General features: G+C 63.0%; 19 protein-coding genes. 12 read left to right on the forward strand and 7 right to left on the reverse strand.

Annotation, left to right across the window (positions count from 1 at the left end):
* The first annotated feature begins 1 nt into the window (after position 1).
* The 9 genes from QEN71_RS33620 to QEN71_RS33660 all read left to right on the forward strand — a co-directional run bounded on the left by QEN71_RS33620 (position 2) and on the right by QEN71_RS33660 (position 10,558).
* Complete coding sequence (locus tag QEN71_RS33620; RefSeq protein WP_307790061.1) at positions 2 to 1,144, forward strand: GlxA family transcriptional regulator; 1,143 nt, start codon at positions 2 to 4, stop codon at positions 1,142 to 1,144.
* Between the two features lie 308 nt (positions 1,145 to 1,452).
* A complete protein-coding gene (locus QEN71_RS33625; RefSeq protein ID WP_201647454.1) occupies positions 1,453 to 1,995 on the forward strand; it encodes a hypothetical protein in 543 nt (180 codons plus the stop codon).
* A gap of 58 nt (positions 1,996 to 2,053) precedes the next feature.
* Entirely contained in the window at positions 2,054 to 3,367 is a 1,314-nt protein-coding gene (locus QEN71_RS33630; protein ID WP_201647455.1) for a gallate dioxygenase, read from the forward strand.
* 94 nt (positions 3,368 to 3,461) lie between these two features.
* Positions 3,462 to 4,811: an MFS transporter gene (locus QEN71_RS33635; protein ID WP_201647456.1), complete on the forward strand. Its 1,350-nt coding sequence runs from the start codon at positions 3,462 to 3,464 to the stop codon at positions 4,809 to 4,811.
* 110 nt (positions 4,812 to 4,921) lie between these two features.
* The gene (locus QEN71_RS33640; RefSeq protein WP_201647457.1) at positions 4,922 to 5,947 is read left to right on the forward strand and encodes an amidohydrolase family protein; all 1,026 of its coding nucleotides are present in this window, start codon (positions 4,922 to 4,924) and stop codon (positions 5,945 to 5,947) included.
* Between the two features lie 2 nt (positions 5,948 to 5,949).
* Entirely contained in the window at positions 5,950 to 6,633 is a 684-nt protein-coding gene (gene ligK / locus QEN71_RS33645; RefSeq protein WP_201647458.1) for a 4-carboxy-4-hydroxy-2-oxoadipate aldolase/oxaloacetate decarboxylase, read from the forward strand.
* A gap of 10 nt (positions 6,634 to 6,643) precedes the next feature.
* Complete coding sequence (locus tag QEN71_RS33650) at positions 6,644 to 7,351, forward strand: substrate-binding domain-containing protein (protein ID WP_201647459.1); 708 nt, start codon at positions 6,644 to 6,646, stop codon at positions 7,349 to 7,351.
* Positions 7,352 to 7,536: 185 nt separating this feature from the next.
* Positions 7,537 to 8,619, forward strand: coding sequence for a hypothetical protein (locus QEN71_RS33655; protein WP_201647460.1), 1,083 nt, complete (start codon positions 7,537 to 7,539; stop codon positions 8,617 to 8,619).
* A gap of 22 nt (positions 8,620 to 8,641) precedes the next feature.
* Positions 8,642 to 10,558, forward strand: a complete 1,917-nt coding sequence (locus QEN71_RS33660; RefSeq protein WP_201647461.1) for a potassium transporter Kup — start codon at positions 8,642 to 8,644, stop codon at positions 10,556 to 10,558.
* Here the strand turns inward: QEN71_RS33660 and QEN71_RS33665 are convergent.
* A complete protein-coding gene (locus tag QEN71_RS33665) occupies positions 10,504 to 13,302 on the reverse strand; it encodes a putative bifunctional diguanylate cyclase/phosphodiesterase (RefSeq protein ID WP_201647462.1) in 2,799 nt (932 codons plus the stop codon). The genes QEN71_RS33660 and QEN71_RS33665 overlap by 55 nt on opposite strands.
* 333 nt (positions 13,303 to 13,635) lie before the next feature.
* Between QEN71_RS33665 and QEN71_RS33670 the strand changes: the two genes are divergently transcribed.
* Positions 13,636 to 16,299, forward strand: a complete 2,664-nt coding sequence (locus tag QEN71_RS33670; protein ID WP_201647463.1) for an excinuclease ABC subunit UvrA — start codon at positions 13,636 to 13,638, stop codon at positions 16,297 to 16,299.
* 31 nt (positions 16,300 to 16,330) lie between these two features.
* On the opposite strand, the gene QEN71_RS33675 is transcribed toward QEN71_RS33670, so the two are convergent.
* Together QEN71_RS33675 and QEN71_RS33680 are read right to left on the reverse strand one after the other, a co-directional pair.
* Entirely contained in the window at positions 16,331 to 17,113 is a 783-nt protein-coding gene (locus QEN71_RS33675; protein WP_201647464.1) for an amino acid ABC transporter permease, read from the reverse strand.
* An 89-nt stretch (positions 17,114 to 17,202) separates the two neighbouring features.
* Positions 17,203 to 17,964: a basic amino acid ABC transporter substrate-binding protein gene (locus QEN71_RS33680; RefSeq protein ID WP_201647465.1), complete on the reverse strand. Its 762-nt coding sequence runs from the start codon at positions 17,962 to 17,964 to the stop codon at positions 17,203 to 17,205.
* 249 nt (positions 17,965 to 18,213) lie between these two features.
* Here QEN71_RS33680 and QEN71_RS33685 point away from each other — a divergent pair, with 249 nt between their 5' ends.
* The gene (locus tag QEN71_RS33685; RefSeq protein ID WP_201647466.1) at positions 18,214 to 19,707 is read left to right on the forward strand and encodes a UbiD family decarboxylase; all 1,494 of its coding nucleotides are present in this window, start codon (positions 18,214 to 18,216) and stop codon (positions 19,705 to 19,707) included.
* Here QEN71_RS33685 and QEN71_RS33690 read toward each other — a convergent pair.
* The 3 genes from QEN71_RS33690 to QEN71_RS33700 all read right to left on the reverse strand — a co-directional run bounded on the left by QEN71_RS33690 (position 19,658) and on the right by QEN71_RS33700 (position 23,249).
* On the reverse strand, positions 19,658 to 21,052 hold the full coding sequence (locus QEN71_RS33690; protein ID WP_233471638.1) for an acyl-CoA dehydrogenase family protein: 1,395 nt from the start codon (positions 21,050 to 21,052) through the stop codon (positions 19,658 to 19,660). The genes QEN71_RS33685 and QEN71_RS33690 overlap by 50 nt on opposite strands.
* Before the next feature lie 72 nt (positions 21,053 to 21,124).
* The gene (locus tag QEN71_RS33695; protein WP_201647467.1) at positions 21,125 to 22,420 is read right to left on the reverse strand and encodes an acyl-CoA dehydrogenase family protein; all 1,296 of its coding nucleotides are present in this window, start codon (positions 22,418 to 22,420) and stop codon (positions 21,125 to 21,127) included.
* Between the two features lie 187 nt (positions 22,421 to 22,607).
* Entirely contained in the window at positions 22,608 to 23,249 is a 642-nt protein-coding gene (locus QEN71_RS33700) for a helix-turn-helix transcriptional regulator (RefSeq protein WP_201648081.1), read from the reverse strand.
* A gap of 198 nt (positions 23,250 to 23,447) precedes the next feature.
* On the opposite strand from QEN71_RS33700, the gene QEN71_RS33705 reads away from it, so the two are divergent.
* Complete coding sequence (locus QEN71_RS33705; protein WP_201647468.1) at positions 23,448 to 24,689, forward strand: cystathionine gamma-synthase family protein; 1,242 nt, start codon at positions 23,448 to 23,450, stop codon at positions 24,687 to 24,689.
* Positions 24,690 to 24,747: 58 nt separating this feature from the next.
* Here QEN71_RS33705 and QEN71_RS33710 read toward each other — a convergent pair whose 3' ends face one another.
* Positions 24,748 to 25,971 carry an FAD-dependent monooxygenase gene (locus QEN71_RS33710; RefSeq protein ID WP_201647469.1) on the reverse strand — a complete coding sequence of 408 codons (1,224 nt, stop codon included), beginning with the start codon at positions 25,969 to 25,971 and terminating at the stop codon, positions 24,748 to 24,750.
* Between the last annotated feature and the right edge of the window lie 164 nt (positions 25,972 to 26,135).

Here is a 26,135-nt window from a genome sequence, read left to right on the forward strand (position 1 = left end):
CATGCGCATCGTGACGGATCAATTCGGCTCGGGCGTGCGCGCTGTCGGCACGTCGAGAAAGCCTGTCGTCGTCGCCGGGAAAACGCGGCCCGTGACGTTTGGCATCGTCCTGCTGCCGAATTTCACGCTGACGGCGTTTTCCGGTTTCGTCGATCTGTTGCGCCTCGCAAGCGACGAAGGCGATTTCAGCAAGCCGGTGCGGTGCGCATGGACGGTTGTCGGCGAAACGCTGACGCCCGTCAGAGCGAGTTGCGGCATCCAGATCCAGCCGTGGCAAACCTTCGACGACGCCGGCTCATTCGATTACGTCGTCGTGATCGGCGGACTGCTGCATTCCGGGCCTGGTGCGAGCGACGCGACGCTTCAATTCGTGCGCCGCGCCGCCGCTGGCTCGTCGACGCTGGTCGGCATTTGCACCGGCGTGTTCGCGCTTTCACGCGCGGGCGTGATGGACGGGCATCGCGTGTGTGTCAGCTGGTTTCACTACTGGGACTACCTCGCGCGCTTTCCCGATGCAGACGAGACGCTGCTCGTCGCGGACCGTCTGTTCGTGATCGATCGACGGCGCATTTCGTGTTCGGGCGGGCGCGCATCGATCGATGTGGCCGCCGCGATTCTGCAGCGGCATGTCGATGCCGCGACCGTGCAAAAGGCGCTGCGCATTCTTCTCGTCGAAGATGCGCAGCGGGCGAGCGCGCCGCAACCGCATCCGCCCGGCACGAAACCGGTGACGCATCCGCGCGTGAAGCGTGTGGTGCATCTGATGGAGCAGCACATCGGGCAGCCGTTGAGTCTCGATGAACTGGCCGCACGCGTCGACATGTCGGTGCGTCATTTGCAGCGCCTCTTCAAGACGCAAACGGGCGAGTCGCCGCTCGCGTACGCGAGACGCATGCGGCTGCGGACGGCCGCATGGCTGCTGACGGATTCGGATCGTACCGTGGCGGAGATCGCGGCGATCTGCGGCTTCGCGGACGCCTCGCATATGGGGCGAGAATTTCGTAAGGAATTCGGCGTCGCACCCAATGCATATCGCGCGGATCGCCTTCGTGAATCCGTCGGGGTGGCAAGCGAATTGCCGCCGGGCTTCGCGAACTACGCAATGGGCGCGGCCCCTTTGCACGCCGGTTTCAGCAAGCCCTGACGCCCGCTTGCACCCGTACCCACACAGAGTCGCTATTAAGCCATCTGTTTTGTTTATGAGCCCAACACGCGAGCCGTGAGCCGATACGGCGCACGGCATTCGCACGGGATACCGTGGAATGCCTTCTACGCGGGCCTCCCGGTATCTTCATACCTCCCTCCGTTCTCTCCGGACCGTTGTCCGGACGCCGCCAAACCCACTCCACCCGGTATTTACCCTGACTTCCTGCAACGCTAAGCTGGGTTTGTACTTCGTATCCCATACAGACCGGCGATTGTTCGGTTCGATGCGACTACACAGGAGGAGACATGGGCAGTCATTTTGCTACCAGCAGCAATGATTCGAGCCGGCACCTCGGCAATCCCGAAGCGGATCGTCACAGTGTGAAGGACACGATCCGCGCAGGGCTGGCGGGCGGTCTGACGGGCGCGGTGTTGATCTGGGTTTACGAAGCGTTGGTCTGGGTCGGCGCGCAGCATCTGATGCCGCTCGCGGGCATTCCGCGCAACGCGACGGGTCTCGTGTTCGGCAAGAGCGTGCAGGATGCGCTCGGCGTTTGGGCCTATCTGCTCGGCACGGGTATCCATTTTGTGTTCGCGCTCAGCTGGGGTGTGCTGTTCGCCGCGATCTGGCCGTATTTCCGCCGGCGCGGTTACGAAGCGACGTTCATCGCGCTGTTCTACGCGATATTCGCGTGGATCGTGATGCACGTGCTGATCATGATTGCATCGAGCAATCACCCGAATTACTTCGATCCGAACGTGATCATCGGCGGCTTCATGTCGCATTTCGTGTTCACCGTTCCGCTCGCGCTGGTCGTCAAGCGAATGCTCGACCCGCAGAAACGATAGACAGACGGACGTATCGACGCCCGTTGGCAGGAAAGTACTAGCACCAAGGAGTTTTGGCATGGCACGGATCATCGGAGGCATTGCGGCCTCACACACGCCCACCATCGGGTTTGCCTTCGACAAGAACAAGCGGGACGACCCCGTGTGGGCGCCCATCTTCGAGAACTTCGCGCCGCTCGCGGACTGGCTCGCGGAGAAGCGTCCCGATGTTCTGCTGCTGATCTACAACGATCACGTGACGTCGTTCTTCTTCGACCATTACTCCGCGTTCGCACTCGGCGTCGGTCAGGAATGGAACGTGGCCGACGAAGGCGGCGGACCGCGCGATCTGCCGTCGATTCAAGGCCACCCCGAATTCGCCGCGCACGTCGGCAAGTCGCTGATGACGGACGAATTCGACATGTCGTTCTTTCAGAACAAGCCGCTCGATCACGGCTGCTTCTCGCCGCTGTCGATGCTGTGTCCGCACAAGCCCGAATGGCCCGTGAAGCTCGTGCCGCTGCAAATGGGCGTGCTGCAATTGCCCGTGCCGAGCGCGCGCCGTTTCTACAAGCTCGGCCAGGCGCTGCGACGTGCAGTCGAGAGCTACCCGGAAGATCTCGACGTCGCGATCGTTGCGACGGGCGGTCTGTCGCATCAGGTGCACGGCGAGCGCTCGGGCTTCAACAACACGCCGTGGGATCACCGTTTTCTCGATCTGCTCGAACAGGATCCCGAACAGCTCGCAGGCATGACGCTCGCCGAGTATGCGGAACTCGGCGGCTACGAAGGCGCGGAAGTGATCATGTGGCTGACGATGCGCGGCGCGCTGCCCGCAAATGTGGTCTGCAAGCACCGCAGCTACTACCTGCCGTCGATGGCGGGCATCGCGACGGCGATCTACGAAGGTCAGGGCGCCGACACGCGGCCCGCTGTCGTCGAACGTCATCGCGAACGCATGGCCGTCGAACTGACGAACGTCGAGAAGCTGGAGGGCACGTATCCGTTCAGTATCGAAACGGCGGTGAAGGCGTATCGCATCAACGACTATCTGCACCGGATGGTCGAGCCCGCGCATCGCGAAGCGTTCATCGCCGATCCCGAAGCGAGCTTCGAGGCAGCAGGTTTGAGCGAACAGGAGCGCGATCTCATCCGCCGACGCGACTGGCGCGGCCTGCTTCACTACGGCGTGATCTTTTTCATGCTCGAAAAGCTCGGCGCGGTGACGGGCGTATCGAACCTGCACATCTACGCAGCGATGCGCGGCCAGACGCTCGAAGAGTTTCAGAAGACCCGCAACGCGCCCGGCGCGCTCTATTCGGTAGCGGGAAAAACCGCTGCAAAAGCCGCGTGGGAAGACGCGGAAAAAGCCAAGGACATCAACAAGGGCTGACGGCCCAATGCGTTGCCGTAACTGGCGCGACGTGCGGACAACATGAATCGCACGACACGCCAGCCGACACGCGCCGCACTTAAGGAGACTACAGATGCCGGCGAGCAAGACGATTGACATCAAGGCGTTCATCGACGAACGCCATATTTCGGCCTATCAGTGGCTACTGGTGGCGCTGTGTTTCCTGGCCGTCACGGCGGACGGGATGGACGTGGCCATCATGGGCTTCGTCGCGCCTTCCATCATTCACGACTGGGGCATTTCGCGTCCGCAGTTCGGCCTCGTGATGAGCGCGGCGCCGATCGGCCTCGTGATCGGTGCGCTTGCTGCGGGTCCGGCATCGGACCGTTTCGGGCGCAAGTGGGTGCTGATCTCGTCGGTGTTTCTGTTCGGCGTGTTCACGATCATGACGGCGTTCACGCAGTCGCCCGTATCGATGGCCGTGCTGCGCATTCTGACGGGCATCGGTCTGGGTGCGGCGATGCCGAACTCGACGACGCTGCTGTCGGAGTACTCGCCGCAACGCAAGCGCGCGCTGCTGATCACGATCATGTTCACGGGCTTCAACCTGGGCTCGGCGCTGATCGGTTTCGCGGCGGGCTGGCTGATTCCCGAGCACGGCTGGCGCTCGGTGCTGATCTTCGGCGGTGCATTGCCGCTCGTGCTGATTCCGCTGCAAATCTGGCTGCTGCCTGAATCGGCGCGACTGCTCGCGGTGCGCGGTGCGCCCGCTGCACGCATCGGTGCCGTGCTCGGCCGCGTGACGGGCGAGAAGTTTGCCGGCGATGAGAAGTTCATCTCGACGGAACCGCCGCTGCCGACGCGCAAGCCGATCGGCGTGCTGTTCTCGCATGGCTACGGTGCAACGACGCTCGCGCTGTGGGTCACGTACTTCATGGGCCTGCTCGTGATCTACCTGCTGACGGGCTGGCTGCCGACGCTGATCAAGGACGCAGGTCTGTCGGTGACGGCAGCGGCGAACGTGACGGCGATGTTCCAGATCGGCGGCACGATCGGTGCGGTGCTGGTCGGCTGGATCATGGACAAGACGCGTCCGGCGCATGTGATCAGCGTGGCTTACGTTGGCGGTGCGGTGTTCGTGCTCGCGCTGGGTTGGATGGGTGCGCTGTCGTCGTCGCTGGCGCTGCTGGTGTTCGCTGCGGGCTTCTGCATGAGCGGCGCGCAGACGGGCCTCAACGCGTATGCGCCGGGCCGTTATCCGACGGTGGCGCGTGCGACGGGCGTCAGCTGGATGCTCGGCATGGGCCGCTTCGGCAGCATCTTCGGGTCGGCGGTTGGCGGCGCGTTGCTCGGACTCGGTTGGCAATTCGGCGCGATCCTCGCGATGCTGGCCGTGCCGGCGACGCTCGCGGCGATCGCTGTCCAGGTCACGCAGCGCAAACAGGTTGACGGGCCGGCAGTGTCTGCGAACGCAGCGCACTAGGCTCGACGGTTGAAGGGCGCATGCCGCAATCGGGCGGCATGCACCTGAATCAGGGCATCAGGCAAGCATCAAGCAGGCATCAAGCAGGCATCAAGCGATTGGGAACAACGATGATCATCGACATTCACGGCCACTACACGACCGCGCCAAAAGCGCTGGAAGCGTGGCGCAACCGCCAGATTGCTGGCATCAATAATCCGTCGGACATGCCGAAGGCATCCGAACTGCACATCACCGACGACGAACTGCGCGAATCGATCGAGCAGAACCAGTTGCGTCTGATGCGCGAGCGCGGTCTCGATCTGACCGTGTTCAGCCCGCGCGCGAGCTTCATGGCGCATCACATCGGCGACTTCGAGGTGTCGAGCACGTGGGCCGCGATCTGCAATGAGCTGTGCTATCGCGTGAGCCAGCTGTTTCCCGAGCATTTCATTCCCGCCGCGATGCTGCCGCAAAGCCCCGGCGTGGACGTTGCCACCTGCATTCCCGAACTCGTGAAGTGCGTCGAGCAGTACGGCAATGTCGCGATCAATCTGAATCCCGATCCGTCGGGCGGTCACTGGACGAGCCCACCGCTCTCCGACCGCTACTGGTACCCGATCTACGAAAAGATGGTCGAGTACGACATTCCCGCGATGGTTCATGTGAGCACAAGCTGCAACGCCTGCTTCCACACGACGGGCGCGCACTACCTGAACGCGGATACGACTGCGTTCATGCAATGCCTGACGTCGGACCTGTTCCGCGATTTCCCGACGCTGCGCTTCGTGATTCCGCACGGCGGCGGCGCGGTGCCGTATCACTGGGGACGTTTCCGCGGACTCGCGCAGGAAATGAAGAAGCCGCCGTTGCAGGAGCATCTGCTCAACAACATCTTCTTCGATACCTGCGTGTATCACCAGCCGGGCATCGATCTGCTGACCAACGTGATTCCCGTCGACAACATCCTGTTCGCGAGCGAGATGATCGGCGCGGTGCGCGGCATCGATCCGCAGACGGGCCATTACTTCGACGATACGAAGCGCTACGTCGAAGCCGCCGATATGAATCCCGAACAGCGCTACAAGATCTACGAAGGCAACGCACGGCGCGTGTATCCGCGTCTCGATGCCGCGCTCAAAGCTCAAGGAAAGTGAACATGTACGAACTCGGAGTGGTGTATCGCAACATCAAACGCGCGGACGGCGACGTCGCGGCGAAACTCGGCGCGCTCGGCAGCGCGACGGTGCATGAGGCAATGGGACGCGTCGGTCTGCTGAAGCCGTACATGCGGCCGATCTATTCGGGCGCGCAGGTCGGCGGCACGGCCGTCACGGTGCTGCTGCAACCGGGCGACAACTGGATGCTGCACGTCGCCGCCGAACAGATCCAGCCGGGCGATGTCGTCGTCGCAGCCTGCACGACGGACAACACGGACGGCTTCTTCGGCGACCTGCTCGCGACGAGCTTCAAGGCGCGCGGCGCGCGTGCGCTGATCATCGACGGCGGCGTGCGCGACGTGCGCGTGCTCACCGACATGCAGTTTCCCGTGTGGAGCAAGGCGATTTCGTCGAAGGGCACCGTGAAGGCGACGCTCGGCTCCGTGAACATTCCTGTGGTGTGCGCGGGCGGACTGGTGCATCCGGGCGATGTCGTCGTCGCGGATGACGATGGCGTGGTTGCAGTACCCGAGGCACTGGCGGCACAGGTGCTGGAAAAGGCTGTGGCGCGCGAGTCGTTTGAAGAAGAGAAGCGCGCGAAGCTGGCGTCGGGCGTGCTCGGCCTCGACATGTACAACATGCGCGGTCCGCTCGAAAAAGCGGGACTGCGCTATATCGACTGAGGCGCGGGTGATGATCAACGCGCCGGGCTCGACGCCGTTGAAAGTCGTTTCGTCGATGGCGACGCGTCAGTTGCTAGCCGATCTCGTCGAAGCGTATCGGCGCGCGACGGGTGAGCAGGTCGAGGTCGAGTCGATGGGCGGCGTGGAGGCCGCGCGGCGCGTGCTCGAAGGCGAGCCATACGACGTCGTCGTGCTGGCCTCCGATGCCATCGAGCGTCTCGCCGCCGCCGGGCGCGTCGATCCGCATAGCCGCGTGGATCTCGTGCGCTCGGGGATTGCTGTCGCAGTCAAGGCGGGCGCGGCGTTGCCTGCTATCGGCAGCGGGGCGGCCGTGCGCCGTGCCGTGACGAATGCGCGCGCCGTCGGTTATTCGACCGGGCCGAGCGGCACGTACTTGCTGAAGCTGTTCGAAGGCTGGGGAATCGGCGCGGATTCTTCGATGCCGCGCATCGTCCAGGCGCCGCCCGGTGTGCCCGTCGGTTCGCTCGTCGCGAGTGGCGAAGTCGATATCGGTTTTCAGCAGCTCAGCGAGTTGATGCATGTCGATGGCATTAGCGTGGTCGGTCTGCTGCCGCCCGATATTCAATCGACGACGATTTTCTCGGCTGCCATCTGCGGCACGACGCAGCGACGGGACGACGCTCGGGCGCTGATCGCGTTTCTCGCGTCGCCCGCTGCGCACGATGCGAAGCTCGGGTATGGGATGGAGCCGGCTTGAGGCCAGTTGCAGCTCAAAAGTTGCGAGCCCTCCTGCAAATTCGTCTGATTCAATGAACTGAAGGTACTAGCCGTGTCGTCGAGTCCGTAAATCCGGCACATCGTTTCACCCTGCGGGCACACGCGTTGCATCCGTCTCCCATACCGCGGCCTGGAGGCCGCTCCGCCTTCGTTCAGGGAGACATCATGAGACAGACCGTCATGGGGGTGTACGACAGCCACGCCGATGCGCGTGCGGCCCAGCAGTCGCTTAACGCGGCGGGTGTCGCCCAGGCCGATATCGCCATTTACTCGCTGTCCGTCGAAGCGCCCGTCGAAAAGGGCCCGCGGGTCTACGCGCCGGGCGGCGCCGCCGTCGGCCAGCATACGCCCGTGTTCGACCGGCTCGAGCAGCTGTTTGCGCGCCTTTTCAAAAGCGGCGAGTACCCGCCGGAAGCCGAGGATTACCGCGAATTCGTACGCCGCGGCGGAACGATTCTCAGCGCCGATGTTTCCGAAATGCAGGTCGATATGGCGCGCGATGTCATGCGCCGCGCCGGCGCGGCCGATATCGAGGAACGGACCGCCGCGTGGCGAAACGGATCCGGTATTTCCGCGGATCGGGCAGGTTCGACGTCACAGCAGGTACCGTTGATGGTCGACGAATACGAGGTGGATGCCGACGACACATCGATGCCGGGCGACGCAATGGAACCCGTCCCTGTCGACGATAGCGCGCAAAAGCAAACCGCTTTTACGGCATCTCAGCCCAACATGGTCAGCGGGATGCAGCAGGTCACGACGCGCACGGAAGGAACGGGCTACGGCTCGTCCGCAGGGCAGCGGCAGCAGCAATCGATGTCGGCCGTACCCGACGTCGGAATCGCACGTTCGACGGCAGGCGTGACTGACGACATGAAGTCCCGCAACGCCCGCCCGTCCGACAGCAACGAAGCCCGCGAAGCCATTGCAGCAGCAGAACCGACACCGCGTACCGGCCTCGTCGGCGATCCGATCATGGGCACGCCGCTGGAAGAATTTCCCTACGACGATGAATTTCGCAAGGACTACGACGCCCGCTATGCGAACACGGGTTCTTCGTACGACGAGTACCGCCGCGCGTACACACATGGAACCACGCTCGGACAGGACGAGCGGTATCGCGAACAGGACTGGCAATCAGTGGAGCAGAGTGCGCGCGAAAATTGGGAGTCGCGCTATCCGGAGAGCGGATGGGAACGGTTCAAGGCTGCCGTGCGGCACGGCTGGGAGCGCGTGAGGAGCCTCTGACGCGACGGGCCCGCCTTTGCCGATGCTCAAAAAGCTAACCGATCGTCAGCACGCTTCGACGCCGCGCAGCGATACCCCCAGCGGCGCGCTGGTGCTCAGCGCCCTGGGGGTCGTATTCGGAGACATCGGCACGAGCCCGATTTACGCGTTGCGACAAGCCGTCGTCGATGCGGGCTCGGTGAATGTGCAGATCGTGATGGGCGTGCTGTCGACGATCGTGTGGGCCGTCGTGATCGTCGTGATGCTCAAGTACGGGCTGTATGTGATGCGCGCCGACAACGAAGGCGAGGGCGGCATCATCGCGTTGACTGCACTGGTTCGCTCGGGCTACCAGAAGTCGCGGCGACACGTGCCGCGCAGCCTGCTTCTGGCCGGCTTGTTCGGCGCCGCGATGTTTTACGGCGACTCGATGATCACGCCCGCCGTGTCGGTGTTGTCGGCGGTCGAAGGTCTGACGGAAATCAGTCCTGCGTTCGGTCCGTGGGTCGTACCCGTCGCGGCGGCGATCCTGATCGCGCTGTTCGCGCTTCAGCATCGCGGCAGCACGGCGGTCGGCCATCTGTTCGGGCCCGTCATGGGCGTCTGGTTCGTGTCGCTCGCGGCGGTGGGCATCTACCGGATCGCGCAGCATCCCGCCGTTCTGAAAGCGCTGTCGCCGCAATGGGCTGTCTCGCTGGCGGTCGCTCGCCCCGGGATCGCGTTCACGATTCTCGGCGCGGTGATTCTCGCGCTGACGGGCGCGGAAGCGCTCTATGCGGACATCGGCCACTTCGGACGCAAAGCGATCCGTATCGCGCTCGTCGCCATTGTGTTTCCTTCCATCATCATTGGATATTTCGGGCAGGCGGCCACGTTGCTGTTCGTACCGGGCGCGGTCGCGCAGCCTTTCTTTCGCGCGCTGCCTTCTTGGGCGCTGATCCCCGGCGTGCTGATCACGGTGCTGGCGACGATCATCGCTTCGCAGGCCGTGATTTCAGGGGCATTCTCGATGACGAGTCAGGCGATCGAACTCGGTTTCCTGCCCCGCATGCGGATCGTCGAAACATCGAAGGAGCAACGCGGCCAGGTCTATTCTCCCGCCGTCAACGCGATCCTGTTCGTGTCGGTGCTGTTCCTCGTGCTGGTCTTCCGGAGTTCGGCGCGACTGACTTCCGCCTACGGCATCGCCGTCGGACTCACGATGCTCGTCACGACGATCCAGATGGCGAGCGTAACGCGCAACGTGTGGGGCTGGTCGGCGTCGCGCGCGGCGCTCGTCGGCGTGCCGCTGCTCATCGTTGATCTGACGCTCGTCGCGGCGAACATCCCGAAGATACCGGGCGGCGGCTGGTTCCCCGTCTCGGTCGGTCTGGTGCTGTTCGTGCTGATGTCGACGTGGAACCGCGGGCGAGAGCTTGCTGCCTCGCACGCGAAACGCTCGGAACCGCTGGACGCCTTTCTGCGCGACACGCTCAATTCTGAAACGCCTCCCGCGCGCGTGCGCGGCACGGCCGTCTATCCCGGGAACCAGGTGGGTATGACGCCCGCTGCATTGAAGAGCAATGTCCGGCACAACGGCGTGATGCACGAGACGGCGATCTTCTTCGCGAACGTGTCGGAGTCCGCGCCGCGCATCGACGAAGAAACGCGCATTGAAACGCGCGATCTTGGCAACGGATGCTACGAGATCATCGCGCGCCACGGCTTCGTCGAGCGTATGAATCTGCCGAAGCTGCTCGAATCGCTGAGCGGCGAATTAGGCGCGTGGCGCTACGATCCTGCTCATACGACGTTCTTTCTGCCACGCGACGAAGTCGTGAAGGGCTGCGCGAAAGGCGAGATGATGCGCTGGCGCGAACGGCTGTTTGCAATGATGTCGTTCCATTCGGCGTCCAGCGCGGAATACTACGGACTCAAACCGGAAGACGTCGTCGAACTGGGTGTGCAGATCGTGCTTTGAATGTCGCTGACATCACGCATGTCGTGGACGAGATACGCGTGCGCGGCCGCGGCATCCATCGGGCGAGCGAACCAGTAGCCTTGCACTTCGTCGCAGCCGTTGTCGAGCAGAAACTCGAGCTGGCAGGGCGTTTCGACGCCTTCTGCAACCACGCGCATGCCGAGCGTCCGGCCCATGGCGAGGACGGCCTTGACGATCACTTCATCGGCGTGAGAGCGCCCGATGCCGCGCACGAACGACATGTCCAGCTTGACGCGATCCGCAAGGAAGCTGCGGATATAGCCGAGGCTCGAATAGCCGGAACCGAAATCGTCGATGGCGATCGACAGTCCCATCTCTCGCAGCGCGCGTAACGTTCCCAGCGAGCCGGGCGCCATCAGCACGCCTTCGGTGATTTCCAGTTCGATATTGCGTGCGTCGACGCCCGTGCGCTCCAGCGTGGCGGCGATCATCGCGGGCAGATCGGAGCGTTCGAACTGCACGGGCGATACATTCACCGACACGACGATGTCGGGATACAGATCGGCCCATAGCCGCGTCTGTCGACAGGCGCGCTCGAGCACCGATTGCCCGATCTGCACGATGAGGCCCGTTTCCTCGGCGATCGGCACGAACACGGACGGACTGATGTCGCCATGTTCCGCGTCGCGCCAGCGAACCAGCGCTTCGAATCCCGTCGCCTTGCCCGTCGCCGGATCGACTCTGGGCTGATAGGCGAGCGAGAAGGCGTCGGCGGCCACCGCATGTCGCAGCGCTTGCGCCAGCGTCGCGCGCCGGATGTCCTGGATGGCGATCTCATGGTTGAACAGCAAGATGCTGTTCGGTCCCGCCGACTTCGCGCGATACATCGCGGCGTCGGCATACTTCAGCAGCGTGTCGGGATCGGTGGAATGGTCAGGGAACACCGCAACGCCGACGCTCGCCTGCGGCACGATCAGCCGGTTGCCGACGGCAAGGCTGTGCGTCAGCGTTTCTTTCATCGCCGTTGCCGCTGCCATGAAGCTGTCGACGTCGCCGCGTCCGTAGAGCGCCGCGACGAATTCGTCGCCAGCATAGCGGACCACGATTTCATTGTGCGACACAGTGCCCGACAGACGCCGCGCCACTTCGCACAGCACCTGATCGCCGGCCGTGTGTCCGAGCGTATCGTTGACTTCCTTGAAGTTGTCGAGATCGAGAAAAACGAGTGCAAGCTTGTTGCCTTCCGCGACCGCGCGCTCGAACAGGCTGGCGAGGGTCGCCTTCAGACCGAGCCGGTTTGGAAGACGCGTCAGCGCATCTTCGTTTGCCTGGGTGCGCAATTGCTCCTGGTAAAGGACGCGTTCGGACACGTCGCTGAATATGGTCACGAAATGCGTCGGACGATCCTGTTCGTCGAGCACGGGCGCGATGTGCAAATCGATCCAGTAGACGGAGCCGTCGAGCCTGCGGCACTGGAGCAGGCACGCGCCTTCGCATTCCGCGCGCATGGCCATGCGTATCGAGCGCGCGTCGGGCGTGGAACTGTCGCAGCCGATCAGATTCCATAGTTCGGCACCGATCGCTTCCGCCGCCGAACGTCCCGTGATCCGTTCGAAGGCTGCGTTGACATACGTGATCGTGCTGTTGCCGTCGATCTTGTGCGAGATGATGACCGCGTTCTTCGACGCATCGAGCGCGCGGCTGCGGACTCGCAGGCTTTCCTTCGCGTGCTCGTGCGCGGTGACCTCATGCGCGGTGACGAAGCATGCTTCGCGTCCGGCAAAATCCAGCAGGTGATAGGTGACGTCGACGAAAAAAATCTCGCCGTCTGCCCGCCGATGCCGTCGCACGCCCGCCGCGCCGCCGCGATTGCCCGACTCGATATGCCCTTGAAGATCACGGCGAAATTCATCGACATCCGCAGGCGGACGAAGCTGGTCGGCGGGCAGGGAGCGCAGTTGCTCCAGCGTGGCCCCGTATTGACGCTGGGCCGCTGCGTTGGCGGTCAGGATCTCGTAGGTGTGGACGTCGAAGATCAGCATCGAGACGGGATGCTGTTCGAAGTAATCGCGAAAGCGCCGTTGCGCCTCGCTGGCAACGATCTGCGACGTGATCTTCGTGAGCGATGCGCGCTGACGGGTGAACAACGCGAACAGCAGCAGGAGCGCGCCCGCTGCCGAGGCGACGGCCAGCGAAATTCTCTGCCGGACCAGTTGCGCCTGGGCGCGAAACTGCATGCCGGCGATCTGCGCGCGTTCCTCGCTTCGCAGGTCCGAGATGAGCGTCATGATGGAACTGAGCGTGCGGTTCGCGTGCTGCAGCAGCGTCGGCTGAACGACGGTGCCCGCACTGGCGAGCGCGAGATTTCGCGCGGCCGAGTCGAGTTCCTGCGGCCATGCCGCGCTCAGTCCACGCAATTGCCGGAGCTTCTGCAGCGCGCCCGCGCCTCCCGCGAGTTCGCGTTCCAGCCGGTCGTACGTACCGGCGACGGCGGCGGCGCGCCGGATCGGCCATCCGCGCGAACTGTAGCCCGCTATGCCGACGCCTTCGAGAAAATCCGTGTTGGCTGCGACGTGAAGCGTGAGCAGTGTTTCGAGTTCAGACGTCACGGCCAGCGCGTCGCGCAGCCGCTGGTCATCCTCGCCGCGCGACGAGGTCGCGGCGATGGTTGCGCCGACGGCGAGGCAAACGACGAGCGCGGCGGCCAGCAAAATGGCCGCCGTCCTGGCGAAATGCCGGCTCAGCACCGGCGCTGTCTGATTGTGGGTTCCAGCTGCGTCCATGAAAGGGAAAGGCTCTAATGTGCATCGCATCTCACGCAGAGGCACGCCGGACGAGGAGACAGATAAACGGAGAATCCGAGTCGGTGCCGCGTGAGATCAGGGTGCCACGAGAGGCCCGGATGCAGACGGGAGCGGTGCCGTGCAACAGAAGAGCAGGTCGGCGATCGAGCTTCGCAATATGAATAACGGGCATTTTGAATGCACGTTTGATCGGGGTTTACACCGACGCGGACACATCGACGCATGTCCGAAGGGAAGGCACAACGTTTGCGCGCCGCCTTGCGATAATGCGTTCGCCAATTCCATCATCCGCACTCATCCCTATCGATCGACATGGACGTCCGCCGCAGCAAGCCCCGTTCGACTACGCCGCCCTCCGACAACGCCACCGGTTTCGTACGCGTGCGCGGCGCGCGTGAGCACAATCTGAAGAACGTCGACGTGCAGATTCCCCGCGACGCGCTCGTCGTGTTCACCGGCGTGTCGGGCTCGGGCAAGTCGTCGCTGGCGTTCGGCACGCTGTACGCGGAAGCGCAACGGCGCTACTTCGAATCGGTGGCGCCTTATGCGCGGCGTCTGATCGAGCAGGTCGGCGTGCCGGAGGTCGATGCGATCGAAGGATTGCCGCCCGCAGTCGCGCTGCAACAGCAACGCGGCACGCCGAGCGCGCGGTCTTCGGTGGGCAGCGTCACGACGCTGTCGAGCCTCGTGCGCATGCTGTATTCGCGCACGGGCACCTATCCGCCGAAGCAGCCGATGCTGTTCGCCGAAGACTTCTCGCCGAACACCGTGCAGGGCGCGTGTCCCGTCTGTCATGGACTGGGCCGCGTGTACGAGGTGACGGAACGGTCGATGGTGCCCGACGACACGCTGACCATCCGCGAGCGCGCGATCGCCGCGTGGCCGCCCGCGTGGCACGGTCAGAATCTGCGCGACATTCTGGTGACGCTCGGATACGACGTCGACACGCCGTGGCGCGATCTGCCGAAGAAAGACCGCGACTGGATCCTCTTCACCGACGAGCAGCCCACGGTGCCTGTCTACGCGGGCCTCACGCCGAAAGAGACGCGCGCCGCGCTCAAACGCAAGGACGAGCCGAGCTATCAGGGCACGTTCACGGGCGCGCGCCGCTACGTGCTGCACACCTTTGCGAACACCCAGAGTGCGCTGATGAAAAAGCGCGTGTCGCAATACATGGTCGGCAATGCGTGCACGGCTTGTCACGGCAAGCGGCTGAAGAAAGAAGCGCTGTCGGTGAAATTCGCGGGTCTCGACATCGGCGAGTTTTCGCAGTTGCCGCTGTCGGAACTCGCTTCGATTCTCGAACCGATTGCGCGCGGCGAATGGGCAAGCGCGACGACGACGGACCATGCCGGCGTGCTCAGCAAAAGCGCGATGCGCGATGCCGTCGACAGGCGGGTTGCTGCGGGCGGTTCGATGCATAAAGCTTCGCCCGACGTGAGGCGTACGCCGAACCAGTCGGAAGAGAAGCGCCTCGCCGCGCAACGCATTGCGGACGAGCTGCTGGAGCGCCTGACGACGCTGATCGATCTCGGCCTGGGTTATCTGGCGCTCGATCGCAGTACGCCGACGCTGTCTTCGGGCGAATTGCAGCGTTTGCGGCTTGCCACACAACTGTCGTCGCAGCTGTTCGGCGTCGTGTATGTGCTCGACGAACCATCGGCCGGTCTGCATCCCGCCGATGGCGAAGCGCTCTTCAGCGCGCTGCAGGCACTGAAAGCAGCGGGCAATTCGCTGTTCGTCGTCGAACACGATCTGCAGATGATGCGTCGCGCCGACTGGCTGGTCGACGTCGGGCCAGCCGCCGGCGAAGCGGGCGGGCATGTGGTCTATAGCGGTCCGCCCGAAGGTCTCGCGACGGTCGAAGCGTCACACACGCGCCGTCATCTGTTCGCTGCGCCTGAGCGCGCCGATCACACGCCGCGCAATGCGGCAGGATGGCTGCGACTCGCGAATATCAGCCGCAACAACCTGCATGGATTGAGCGTGGCGTTTCCGCTCGGCTGTCTGACGACGGTCACGGGCGTCTCGGGTTCGGGCAAGTCGAGCCTCGTGAGCCAGGCGCTGCCGGAACTGGTCGCGAGCCGGCTGGGAAGGGTTATCGACAGTCAGGACGACGACGAACAGGATCCGCTGCTGGCAACCGCGACGGCGCCTGCGAGCGGCCATATTGCCGAAGGGATGGAGACGATCCGGCGGCTCGTGCGCGTCGATCAGAAGCCGATCGGGCGCACGCCGCGTTCCAACCTGGCCACCTACACCGGTCTTTTCGATCACGTCCGCAAACTCTTCGCCGACACGCCCGGTGCACGCAAGCGTCGCTATGGCGCAGGCCGTTTCTCGTTCAACGTTGCGCAAGGGCGTTGTCCGACCTGCGAAGGCGAAGGGTTCGTCAGTGTCGAACTGCTGTTTTTGCCGAGCGTGTATGCGCCGTGCACGGTATGCAACGGCACGCGCTACAACCCGTCGACGCTCGAAATCACCTGGCGGGACAAGAACATTGCCGAGGTGCTCGATATGACCGTCGACGCCGCGTGCGGTTTCTTCGCCGACGAGACCGGCGTGATGCGTTCGCTGACGGCGCTGCGTGACATCGGGCTCGGCTATCTTCGGCTTGGTCAGCCGGCGACCGAGCTGTCGGGCGGCGAAGCGCAACGTATCAAGCTCGCTACCGAATTGCAGCGCGCACAGCGTGGCGACACGCTATACGTGCTCGACGAACCGACGACGGGACTTCATCCCGCCGACGTCGACCGGCTGATGGTGCAACTGCAAGGACTCGTCGATGCAGGCAACACGGTCGTGCTGGTCGAGCATGACATGCGGGTGGCCGCGCAAAGCGACTGGGTGATCGATGTCGGCCCGGGAGCCGGCGACGCAGGCGGCACACTCGTGGCGTGCGGCGTGCCGTCCGAAGTGGCAAGGGAGAAGGGCAGCCGCACGGCGGCGTATCTGCGGCAACAGTTCGCGGAGTGAAGCGCGTCGGGTGCGCGCTTCACGCGAAGTGTCAGTGCGCGACGCGATCCGTTCGCGCGAGGTGATCTTCGAGCTTGCGCAGACCGATCGTCAGCGCGAAGGTCATCAGCCAGTACGCCGCGGCGATGGCAAGGTAAGGCTCCCAGTAACGGCCATAGGCGCCCGCGACCGTGCGTGCCGCGTAGGCCAGTTCAGCCAGGCCGATCGCCGACACCAGCGACGTGTCCTTGAGCAGCGAAATCATGTTGTTGCCAAGCGGCGGCAACATGCGGCGGAATGCCTGCGGAATCACCACGTAACGCATCATCTGTCCATGCGTGAGGCCTAGCGACAGGGCCGCCTGTCGCTGGCCGCGCTCGATCGACTGGATGCCCGCGCGAAACACTTCCGAAATATAGGCGCCCGAGTTCAGCGTCAGCGCCGCCACGCCGGAGATCAGCGCGCCGTAATCCTGCTTCAGCATGCGAGCCAGGTCGCCCCTGATCAGAAGACCGTTCAGGGGATGGATGAACAACGGCATCACCGCAAAGTGCATCAGCAGAATCTGCACGAACAGCGGCGTGCCGCGAAAGAAGCTCACGTAGGCGGTCGACGGCCAGCGCAGCAGGTACTGGCAGACAGCCCGCCACGGCTGATGCCGCGTCTCGGCGAGACGCGCCAGCGCCAACAACAGGCCCAACGCGCAGCCCATCAGCACGCAGGCCACCGTCATGCCGACGGTGACCAGCGCGCCTTGCCAGAACAGTTGCTTGTACTCAACGAGGATGTCCGGGCGGAACCACCCGAACCAGACGATCGGATTGCTGTCTTCCATGCTTGCTATCGAAAAAGGCCGTTGTGCCGGCAAAGATGATCGTGCGCCGCGCGCGGGCGATGCCCTGTGCGCGCGGCGGCATCAGTCGATCACTGCGCCTTGAAGTCCTGATTGAACCACTTCTTGTAGATCTGGTTGTAGGTGCCGTCGGCGCGGATCGCGGCGAGACCGGCATTGATCTTGTCGAGCAAGGCCTTGTCGCCCTTGCGCACGACGATGCCGTAATACTCTTTGGGGAAGTTCGAGTCTTCGACGGTCTTGAGGCCGGGATTCTGCGACACGCGATAGGCGATCACGCCGTTGTCGCCGATTGCCGCATCGACGCCGCCCGATGCCAGCTCGGAAATGATCAGCGGCGTGCTCTCGAAACGGCGGATATTCGGACTGGTCTTGCCGACTTCGCGGCTCATCACATCGTCGGCAGTGGAACCGCTGACTACCGAAACCTTCTTGCTATCCAGATCCTTCAGCGACTTCACCGTGCTGTTCTTCGGCACGGCGATCAGCTGGCGTGCATCGAAATACGGTTGCGAGAAGTCGAAACTCTGCTTGCGCTTCTCGTTGATCGTGACGCCGGAGATCACGAAGTCGACGTCGCCGTTGTTGAGCGATGCAAAGATGCTGGTGAACGGCGTATTCACGATGCGCAGTTTCATGTGCTGCTGTTTCGCGATCGCATTGACGATGTCGATGTCGAATCCGACGATCTGCTTGTCCTTGTTTTCGAATGCGAACGGCGTGTAGGTCGCGCTCGACGCCACGACCAGTTCGCGATCTTGCGCCTGCGCTCCAGCAGGACCAAACGCGCATACGGCCACTGCGGCGGCCAGGGTGAGGAGGATCTTCTTCATAGCTGCTTCGCCCGGTACGTGAAAAAGCTGGAATTATATGGCTAATCAAAAAGGAATCCTGGGTCGATAGCGGCTGAGGCTATATCGATGAGGTTGAGAAGGTTCCGGTAAGGAAGCCGTACGGCATGCGTAGGCATTCGCGAACGATGCCGCGAGTCCCTCAAACGTCGCCAGGAAAACATGCTCAATCGAACCGCGTGCGAGTACGATGGCTGATCGAGGGCTTCCCTTCCTCGACTGGAGGCGACGATGTCGAACGTTTCTCCATGCATGAACTTCAGGTCGTTCGTCGATGAACTGCGCCAGAGACACGATCTGGTCGACATCCGGCAAACGGTCGACGCGAACCTGGAAATCGGCGCCATCACCAGAAAGGTCTACGAAGACCGGGCGCCTGCGCCGCTGTTCGCATCGATCAGAGACGCGCAACCAGGCTTCCGGGTCCTGGGCGCGCCTGCGGGACTCAACCGGCAGCCAGGAGAGGAATTCGGGCGGCTTGCGCTTCACTTCGGCTTGCCGAAGTCCGCGACGCCGAGAGACATCGTCGAACGGATCATCGCGGCCTCGCATGCATCGCCCGTCACGCCGCGAATCGTCGATACCGGGCCCTGCAAGGAAAACATCTGGCGCGGATCGCAAGTGGATCTGACCAGGTTTCCCGTTCCCTTGCTCCACGCAGCAGATGGCGGAAAGTACTTCGGTACTTACGGATTTCACATCGTTCAGAGTCCGGACCGTACATGGGACAGCTGGTCGGTCGCGCGCTCGATGCTGCACGACAGAAACACGCTCGTGGGCCCCGCCATGCCGCAGCAGCACCTCGGCATGATTCGTGAAATGTGGAAGCAGCGCGGCGAACCCACACCGTGGGCCATGGCGTTAGGTGCGCCGCCTGCGGCACTCGCCGTCGCGGGCATGCCGCTTCCCGAACACGTCAGCGAGAGTGGCTATGTCGGCGCGATGGTCGGCGATCCCGTCGAAGTCGTCAAAGCCGAAACGAACGATCTGCTCGTGCCGGCCAACGCCGAAATCATTCTGGAGGGGACGATCAGTCTGTCGGAGAAAGCGATGGAAGGTCCGATGGGCGAATATCATGGCTACTCATTTCCGGTCGGGCGCGAACAGCCGCTTTTTCATGTCGAGGCCGTGACGTTCAGAAACGAACCGATCCTGCCGATCTGCGCTGCTGGTCTTCCGCCCGAAGAGAATCACACCATCTGGGGCACCATGATTTCAGCACAGGCGCTCGATCTCTTGCGTCGCGCGAACATGCCGGTGGACATGGCATGGTGTTCCTATGAGGCCGCCACGTGCTGGATCGTTCTCTCCATCGACACAGCCAGATTGCAGACGATGCAAACCGATGCGTCGCACTTCGTTCACCTCATCGCCGACATCCTGTTTTCGTCTCACGCGGGCTGGCTGGTACCGAAAGTGATTCTGGTCAGCAACGACATCGACATCACGGATATCGACCAGGTGGTGTGGGCACTCGCGACGCGGCATCATCCCGCGCGCGATCACTTCGCTTTTCCCGAGGCAACGGGCATTCCTCTCGTTCCTTATCTGAGCCCGGAAGAAAAGGCAGCGGGTAGCGGCGGCAAAGCGATCATCAACTGTCTGTTCCCGGAGCAGTTTCGCGGCGACATGCGCGCAACGGTGGCGTCGTTCGATACGTCGTTTCCGGAAGAACTCAAGCGCTCCGTACTGGCGCACTGGACCGCTTACGGGTTTCCTGCGTGACGGCGTTGCGTACGTCCGGGCCGCTCGGCGTCTGCACGAGCGCGCCCGTGCTTTCCATCGACTTCTGAAAATCCATCCGGCGCGAATCGGCGATAGCGCGGGGATCGAAGTTCTCGTCGAGCATGACGCCCCAGATCTTGCGCATCTGCATGCCGATGTTGCCAGCGTCGTACAAAGGAAAGACAGCGGCTTCGCGCAGGAATTTTTCCATCGGATGCCGCTTGTCGAGCGCGTTCACGCCCATCACCTGAAGCGCGCGAAACACCGTCGTGAACAGCGTCTCTCCGCAGAAGACTTTCGCCATCGCGCCGACGGCATGTCCTTCGGAATCGAACAGATCCAGATAGTGCGCGGCTTTCCATGAGAACGCGCGGCATGCTTCGATTTTCATCGCGATGTCGGCGAGCATGTAGCCGACCGCCTGCTGATGGATCATCGGCAGGCCGCCGCCCGCTCTGCGCGTCTTCGCCCATTGGAGAACGAATTCATAGGCGGATCGCGCGACGCCGACGGCCGCAATGGCCGCAACCGGGCCCGACCACGTGAATGCCTTGCTGATGACGAGATCGCCGTCGCCGATCGCGAAGAGATTTTCTTCGGGCACGCGGCAGTCCGTGAAAGTGATCGCGTTGTTCTGGCACAGCCGATGCCCGAGCTTCGAGATCGGATCGCCATAACTGACACCCGCCGTGCCTCTCGGAACGATGATCGCGCTGAGTCCTTCGCGACCGCCTTTTGTCGGGTCGGTGCGGACGATGCACACGTTAACATCCGCGCCGCGCAGATCCCATCCGCCGGCGTTGCAAGGCCAGTACTTCTGGCCGTTCAGCACATATTCGCCGCGCGCCTTGTCATGCTTCGCGACGAGTCCGATGCCGGCCGGATGCGCGCCCGGATGATCGAAATTCGCCGTTCCACCGACGTCGTCGACGGGCTCGCTCACGGTCCATCCGGCGATGTATTCGCCGCGCGGATCGCTCGTTGCCTGCACGAGCCACTTTTTCTTTTGCGCGTCCGAGCCGAACCACACGAGCGGCATGAGCGCGAGTCCGTTCACGAGCAGCACGGTCGCGAAGCCCGGATCGACGGCAGTGATTTCTTCGGCGACGATCTGCAGATCGACATTGCTGACGCCGCCGCCACCATATTCGCGCGGCAGGAAACCCGTCGCGAAGCCCAGCTTGTAGCACTCGAGATAGGCGCCCTTCATCAGCACGAAGGCCTTTTGCGTGTCGGGTTCCTCGTCGGCTTTCTTGACCAGAGGCTGAAGAATCTCCAGTGAGAATTCGCGAGCGTTGCGCCGCAACTTTTGTTGCGCGGTAGTCAAAGTGAAATCGATCGACATGTCGGAAGCTCGAAGTGTGAGGTTGCCCGAGGTTGCCTGAGGTTGCCAACGGCTGCGCGCGAAATATGAAACCTAGCCTGTCGCCGCGACGGGTCCCTGAAAATAGATGGATTCGTCGTCCATGGCCGCGCGCGGGTTGAAATGTTCATGCGCCATGATCCCTTTCACGCGACGTCGCTGGATCGCCATATTGCCGCCGTCGAAGATCGGCAGTAACGCGGCGTCATGGATATTGCGATTGAAGTCATACCGGTTGTCGGGGTTATGCACGCGGACGATCTGCATGCACTTGAACACGCAGTCGAACATCGTTTCCGTGACATTGATCTTGCACATCGCACCGAAGATATCCGCGTGGTGATCGTGCTTGTCGAGGTAATCGGCGGCGCGCCACGCAAAATAGCGCGCCGACTCGATCTTCCCTGCAACGTCGCACAGCATGTAGCCCACATTCTCGTACCGGCTGATGGGCGCAAGCATGCCGCCGGCGTGTCGCTTCGAAGAGTGCAGGGCGACTTCGTAGGCGGCGCGCGCGACGCCCGCTGCCGCGATTGCCGCGACGGGTCCGAACCACGCGAAATTCCGGTTGATGACCAGATCGCCGCGGCTTTCGGTATCGCGCAGCAGGTTTTCGGCGGGCACGATGGCGTTGTCGAATTCGATGAGCGCATCCGTTGTCGTCCGATAGGCATTGTGCGGCGGGAAACCGTAGCTCACGCCGGCCGTGCCGCGCTCCACGACGATGGCCGACAGTCCTCGCATGAATCCGATCTCGCGGCCCGTGCGGACGATCACGATCTGCGAGTCCGATCCCTGGCCATCCCAGCCCGCCGCCGACGACCACATCTTTCGGCCATTCAGCAGATAGTGATCGCCGCGCCGCGTCGCCGTCAGTCCGATTCCGGCCGCGCACAGCGGGTTATCGAAGCTTGCCGCCGGCCGCGTCGCGGGAGGCGGCTCGGCCGCCGTCCATGCCGCGAGATATTGCTCATAGGGATCCGAGGTGGCCGCGCCGAGAAAGCGGCGCTTTTGCGCTTCGTCGCCGTACCAGATGATCGGCATCAGCCCGAGCCCGTTGCACAACAGCGTGCAGGCAAAGCCGGGATCGATCGCCGAGATCTCTTCCGTGGCGATCGTGAAGTCGAGGCAGGACAAGCCGCCGCCGCCGTACGCCGAAGGCAGCATGGCCGTGGCAATGCCCTGACGATACGCTTCGATATAAGCGGGTTTGCGCCTGGCAAATGCACTGATCAGATCGAGGTCCCGACCGGCGTCGGGAATCAACGGCCCGAGGACAGACTCGGAGAATTTGCGCGCCCTTTGCTGGACCGCTTTCTGAGCTGCCGACATCGTGAAATCGATGGTCATCTGAAGCCTCCGTGACGGACCGCAGGCAACGATAACGATGCGTTGCTGCGCGACTCGAAGTGGGTCGGTGACATCAGCATAGGCAAGGCTTTTGACGTGAACAATTGTCAAAAGTGTCGAAAGTCTCGACTGTTACAAAATTGATTTCGAGCGGAAGCAGACGTCGAAGCGAGATGACGCTCAAACGCTACGCAAACGGTTTGAAGCGAAACCGGCAGGTGTCGCTGCCGCGGTGCATGCAGGTCTGGTGCTCCACCTCCGTTCCCATCAGGCCCGACAGAAATCCGATATCGAAGCGGCAAACTTCAGGGTAATCCTTCGTCAGGTCGTGATACACGCAGTTCGTGCATTCCACGCGTGACAGCTTCGACGCGCCTTCCGGATCGATTTCCGACGCGCGAAATCCCGCTTCGTTCATGATCTTGACGGTCTCGGTGATCCGCTCCGAGCGCGTCTTTCCCAGGAGGCGCGGAATCAGGCTGGCGGAGGTTTTCATGCCCAGGTCGAACATGTATCGATCGAGTCGCTCGGAACCGAGTTCGTCGCGCAGCGTGGACACCAGCAAGGCCGAAAACCACGAATACTGCTTGGGAAATTGATTCGTTCCTTCCTGAGTCAGAACGTAAGTCTGGACCGGCCGCCCGCCCGTCTTGCGCGGCGAACCCTTTTGAATGAAGTTCCGGCGTTCCAGCGCGATCAGATGCTGATTCACGGCAGTGCGGCTGATACCGACGGCCGCGATGATTTCATCGACGGTCATGCCGTTCTTGTGCTCGAGCAGCTGGTCGAGAATCCCTTGCCGGGTGCCGGAGATCGGATCGGTAGCCATAAGGTTGGAGGTCGGGACGAAGGGCGTCCCAATGGCCTGAAACAAGAATACACCGCTGTCAGCGCGATACCAATCGGGATTCATGTCGAAAGGCGCTCACGCGCGCGGAATTCGGCCCTTTGCGGCGAAGATTTCGAACGTCAGCGGATTCCCGGAGATAATGTGGGGCAACCAATCGACTTGAGACGCGGAGAAGGGATGGACAAGCAAGGCTTCACCACAGGTATCGTTCACGGCGACCGGATCACGGGCACTGAGCACGGCGGCGTGCGTCAGCCGATTCATACATCCGTGCAGTATGGTTTCGAGCGCGTCGAGGATCTGATCGGCGTGTTCCAGGGCACGAAGAAGGGCGGCTTCAATTACGCACGGCAAGGCACGCCGACGACGGCCGCGCTGGAGCGCAAGATCACGAGTCTGGAAGAGGGCGCGGGCACGGTCTGCTTCAGCACCGGCATGGCTGCGATCACGGCGACGTTCCTTACGCTCCTGCGCGCGGGCGATCACATCGTGTCGAGCCGCTACGTGTTCGGCAATACCAACAGCCTGTTCGGCACGTTGCGCACGCTCGGCGTCGAAGTCACGACCGTCGATGCCTGTGTCGCCGACAACGTGAAGAACGCGATCCAGCCGAACACGCGCATGGTGTTCGTCGAAACCGTCGCGAATCCGGGCACGCAGATTCCGGACCTGAAGGGCATCGGCGACGTGTGCCGCGAGCGCGGCATCGTGTACGTCGTCGACAACACGATTACGTCGCCGGCACTGTTCAAGCCGAAGGCGGTTGGCGCGAGCCTCGTCATCAACTCGCTGACCAAGACCATCGCGGGTCATGGCGCCGCGCTCGGCGGCGCGGTGACGGATACGGGGCTGTTCGACTGGAGCGCGTACCCGAACATCGCCGACGACTATCGGCGTTCGCCGGCGAAAGAGCAGGGCCTCCTGCAGATCCGCAAGAAGGGCTTGCGCGACATGGGCGCGTCGTTGTCGTCGGAGCAGGCGCATTCGATCGCGATGGGCGCCGAAACGCTCGCGTTGCGCGTGAAGCAGAGCAGCGACAATGCGCTCGCGCTCGCGCAGTTTCTCGAAGGGCACAAGGCTGTCGGCAAGGTGTTCTATCCGGGACTGAAGAGCCACCCGCAGTACGACATCGCGCAGGCGCTGTTCAAGGGCGCATCGTGGCTGCTGTCGTTCGAATTGCTCGACGCGCAGCGCATGATCGAAGTCGTCAACGCGCTCAAGCTGCCGATCAAGGCGACCGGGCTCGGCGACACGCGCACGCTGATCATTCCCGTCGCGCCGACGATCTTTTTCGAAGCCGGTGCGGAAACGCGCAAGGCGATGGGTATTTCGGACGGCATGCTGCGCCTGTCGGCAGGCATCGAAGATATCGACGATCTGATCGCGGACTTCGAGCAGGCGCTCAAGCTTGCGGCGTGAGGTTGAAGGAGCGGCGGCGGAAGTTGCCGCCGCGTTCAGCGCTTCACGCGTTAAGGTTTCAAAGCCACGTGCCGCCCTGACGTTCGTTCGGCTCATCCGTGAGCGCGTCGAAACCGTGAATCCAGTGGAGGTGATTTAGCACGCCGTCGCGGTCGCCGAGGCGGGCGTTGCGCGCCTGCGCGGCCGGTCCATCCGGCAGATGCAGCACGTCCGCCGTGGAGATCGACGCGTACTGCACCTTGCGCGTGCGGCCTCTGCGAAGACGTTCGTAGGCTTCCTGAGCCGCGCGCCAGTTGCCGGGGCCGGGGCCGGCCTTGCCTAACTGAGCCGCCAGCACGACGGCATCTTCGATCGACTGATTCGCGCCCTGGCCGTGATGCGGCACGAGCGCATGCGCGGCATCGCCGATCAGCGTCACGCGGCCTTTGCTCCAGCGTCCGAGCGGCGGACGATGGAACAGCCCCCAGCGCTGGCTGATCGGCACTGCCGTGATCATCTGCACGACGGCGGGATGCCAGTCCTTGAACAGACGCAGTTGCTCGCCCTCGCTGGCGGGCATGACCCAGTCGCGCGAAGGCCACGGCGACGGATGACGCTCGACCAGCAGAAAATTCTGGTCGCCTTTGTCGCCGATCGGATAGTGCAGCAGGTGGCCGCCAGGTCCGACCCAGAACTGGATCGTCTCGGGATCGGGCAACAGATCCATGCTCTCTGCCGGCACCACGCCGCGAAAGCCCGAGCAACCCGAATACAGCGCGTCGTCATAGCCGAGCATCCAGCGTCGTGTGATCGAGCGCGCGCCGTCCGCGCCGATCACGAGATCGGCGTCGATCTGTTGACCGTTATCGAAGCTCAAACTCACGCGGTCGTCGTGCTGCACGAGATCGACGAGCCGATGACTGAGCTTGATGCGTTCGAGGCCGACAGCGTTCGACAACACTGCCTGCAGATCGGCGCGATGAATGCCCCAGTACGAGCCGCCGAACTGCTCGCGATAGCTTGGCGCGCCGCGATGATGGCCGATGACTTCACCGCTGCGGCCATCGCGATAGATCAGGCCGGGCACTTCCGCGCAGACGCCTTCGAAAGCCGAACGCAGTCCCATACGATCGTAAAAGCGCGTCGCGTTGGCCGAGAGCGCGACGGCCGCGCCCACTTCTCGCAACTCGTCGGTCTGCTCGTAGAGTTGCGCATCGATGCCGTGTTCGCGCAGCGCAAGCGCAAGCGTCAGTCCGCCGATGCCGGCGCCGACGATAGCAATCTTCAGGTCCATCTTCCGCATGAATGTGTCTCCGATATCCCGTTCGCGTTGTTCTCGCGCACACCGACCGTGTGTCGAATGCGTGAGCCATGTCGGTATTTTCAGCACTAGACCTTCATTCCTCAATAAGATGGAATGAATGTGCTTCATCACTGGATTGAATGAGCCTTGGGTATGATAGAGAC

The sequence above is a fragment of the Paraburkholderia sabiae genome (assembly GCF_030412785.1).
In the GTDB taxonomy this organism is placed as follows: domain Bacteria; phylum Pseudomonadota; class Gammaproteobacteria; order Burkholderiales; family Burkholderiaceae; genus Paraburkholderia; species Paraburkholderia sabiae.

Bases quoted from the DNA above. Each gene is read 5' to 3' on its own strand.
- QEN71_RS33620 (WP_307790061.1), top strand. From the start codon at position 2: ATGCGCATCGTGACGGATCAATTCGGCTCGGGCGTGCGCGCTGTCGGC.
- QEN71_RS33625 (WP_201647454.1), top strand. From the start codon at position 1,453: ATGGGCAGTCATTTTGCTACCAGCAGCAATGATTCGAGCCGGCACCTC.
- QEN71_RS33630 (WP_201647455.1), top strand. From the start codon at position 2,054: ATGGCACGGATCATCGGAGGCATTGCGGCCTCACACACGCCCACCATC.
- QEN71_RS33635 (WP_201647456.1), top strand. From the start codon at position 3,462: ATGCCGGCGAGCAAGACGATTGACATCAAGGCGTTCATCGACGAACGC.
- QEN71_RS33640 (WP_201647457.1), top strand. From the start codon at position 4,922: ATGATCATCGACATTCACGGCCACTACACGACCGCGCCAAAAGCGCTG.
- ligK (WP_201647458.1), top strand. From the start codon at position 5,950: ATGTACGAACTCGGAGTGGTGTATCGCAACATCAAACGCGCGGACGGC.
- QEN71_RS33650 (WP_201647459.1), top strand. From the start codon at position 6,644: ATGATCAACGCGCCGGGCTCGACGCCGTTGAAAGTCGTTTCGTCGATG.
- QEN71_RS33655 (WP_201647460.1), top strand. From the start codon at position 7,537: ATGAGACAGACCGTCATGGGGGTGTACGACAGCCACGCCGATGCGCGT.
- QEN71_RS33660 (WP_201647461.1), top strand. From the start codon at position 8,642: ATGCTCAAAAAGCTAACCGATCGTCAGCACGCTTCGACGCCGCGCAGC.
- QEN71_RS33665 (WP_201647462.1), bottom strand. From the start codon at position 13,302: ATGGACGCAGCTGGAACCCACAATCAGACAGCGCCGGTGCTGAGCCGG.
- QEN71_RS33670 (WP_201647463.1), top strand. From the start codon at position 13,636: ATGGACGTCCGCCGCAGCAAGCCCCGTTCGACTACGCCGCCCTCCGAC.
- QEN71_RS33675 (WP_201647464.1), bottom strand. From the start codon at position 17,113: ATGGAAGACAGCAATCCGATCGTCTGGTTCGGGTGGTTCCGCCCGGAC.
- QEN71_RS33680 (WP_201647465.1), bottom strand. From the start codon at position 17,964: ATGAAGAAGATCCTCCTCACCCTGGCCGCCGCAGTGGCCGTATGCGCG.
- QEN71_RS33685 (WP_201647466.1), top strand. From the start codon at position 18,214: ATGTCGAACGTTTCTCCATGCATGAACTTCAGGTCGTTCGTCGATGAA.
- QEN71_RS33690 (WP_233471638.1), bottom strand. From the start codon at position 21,052: ATGTCGATCGATTTCACTTTGACTACCGCGCAACAAAAGTTGCGGCGC.
- QEN71_RS33695 (WP_201647467.1), bottom strand. From the start codon at position 22,420: ATGACCATCGATTTCACGATGTCGGCAGCTCAGAAAGCGGTCCAGCAA.
- QEN71_RS33700 (WP_201648081.1), bottom strand. From the start codon at position 23,249: ATGGCTACCGATCCGATCTCCGGCACCCGGCAAGGGATTCTCGACCAG.
- QEN71_RS33705 (WP_201647468.1), top strand. From the start codon at position 23,448: ATGGACAAGCAAGGCTTCACCACAGGTATCGTTCACGGCGACCGGATC.
- QEN71_RS33710 (WP_201647469.1), bottom strand. From the start codon at position 25,971: ATGCGGAAGATGGACCTGAAGATTGCTATCGTCGGCGCCGGCATCGGC.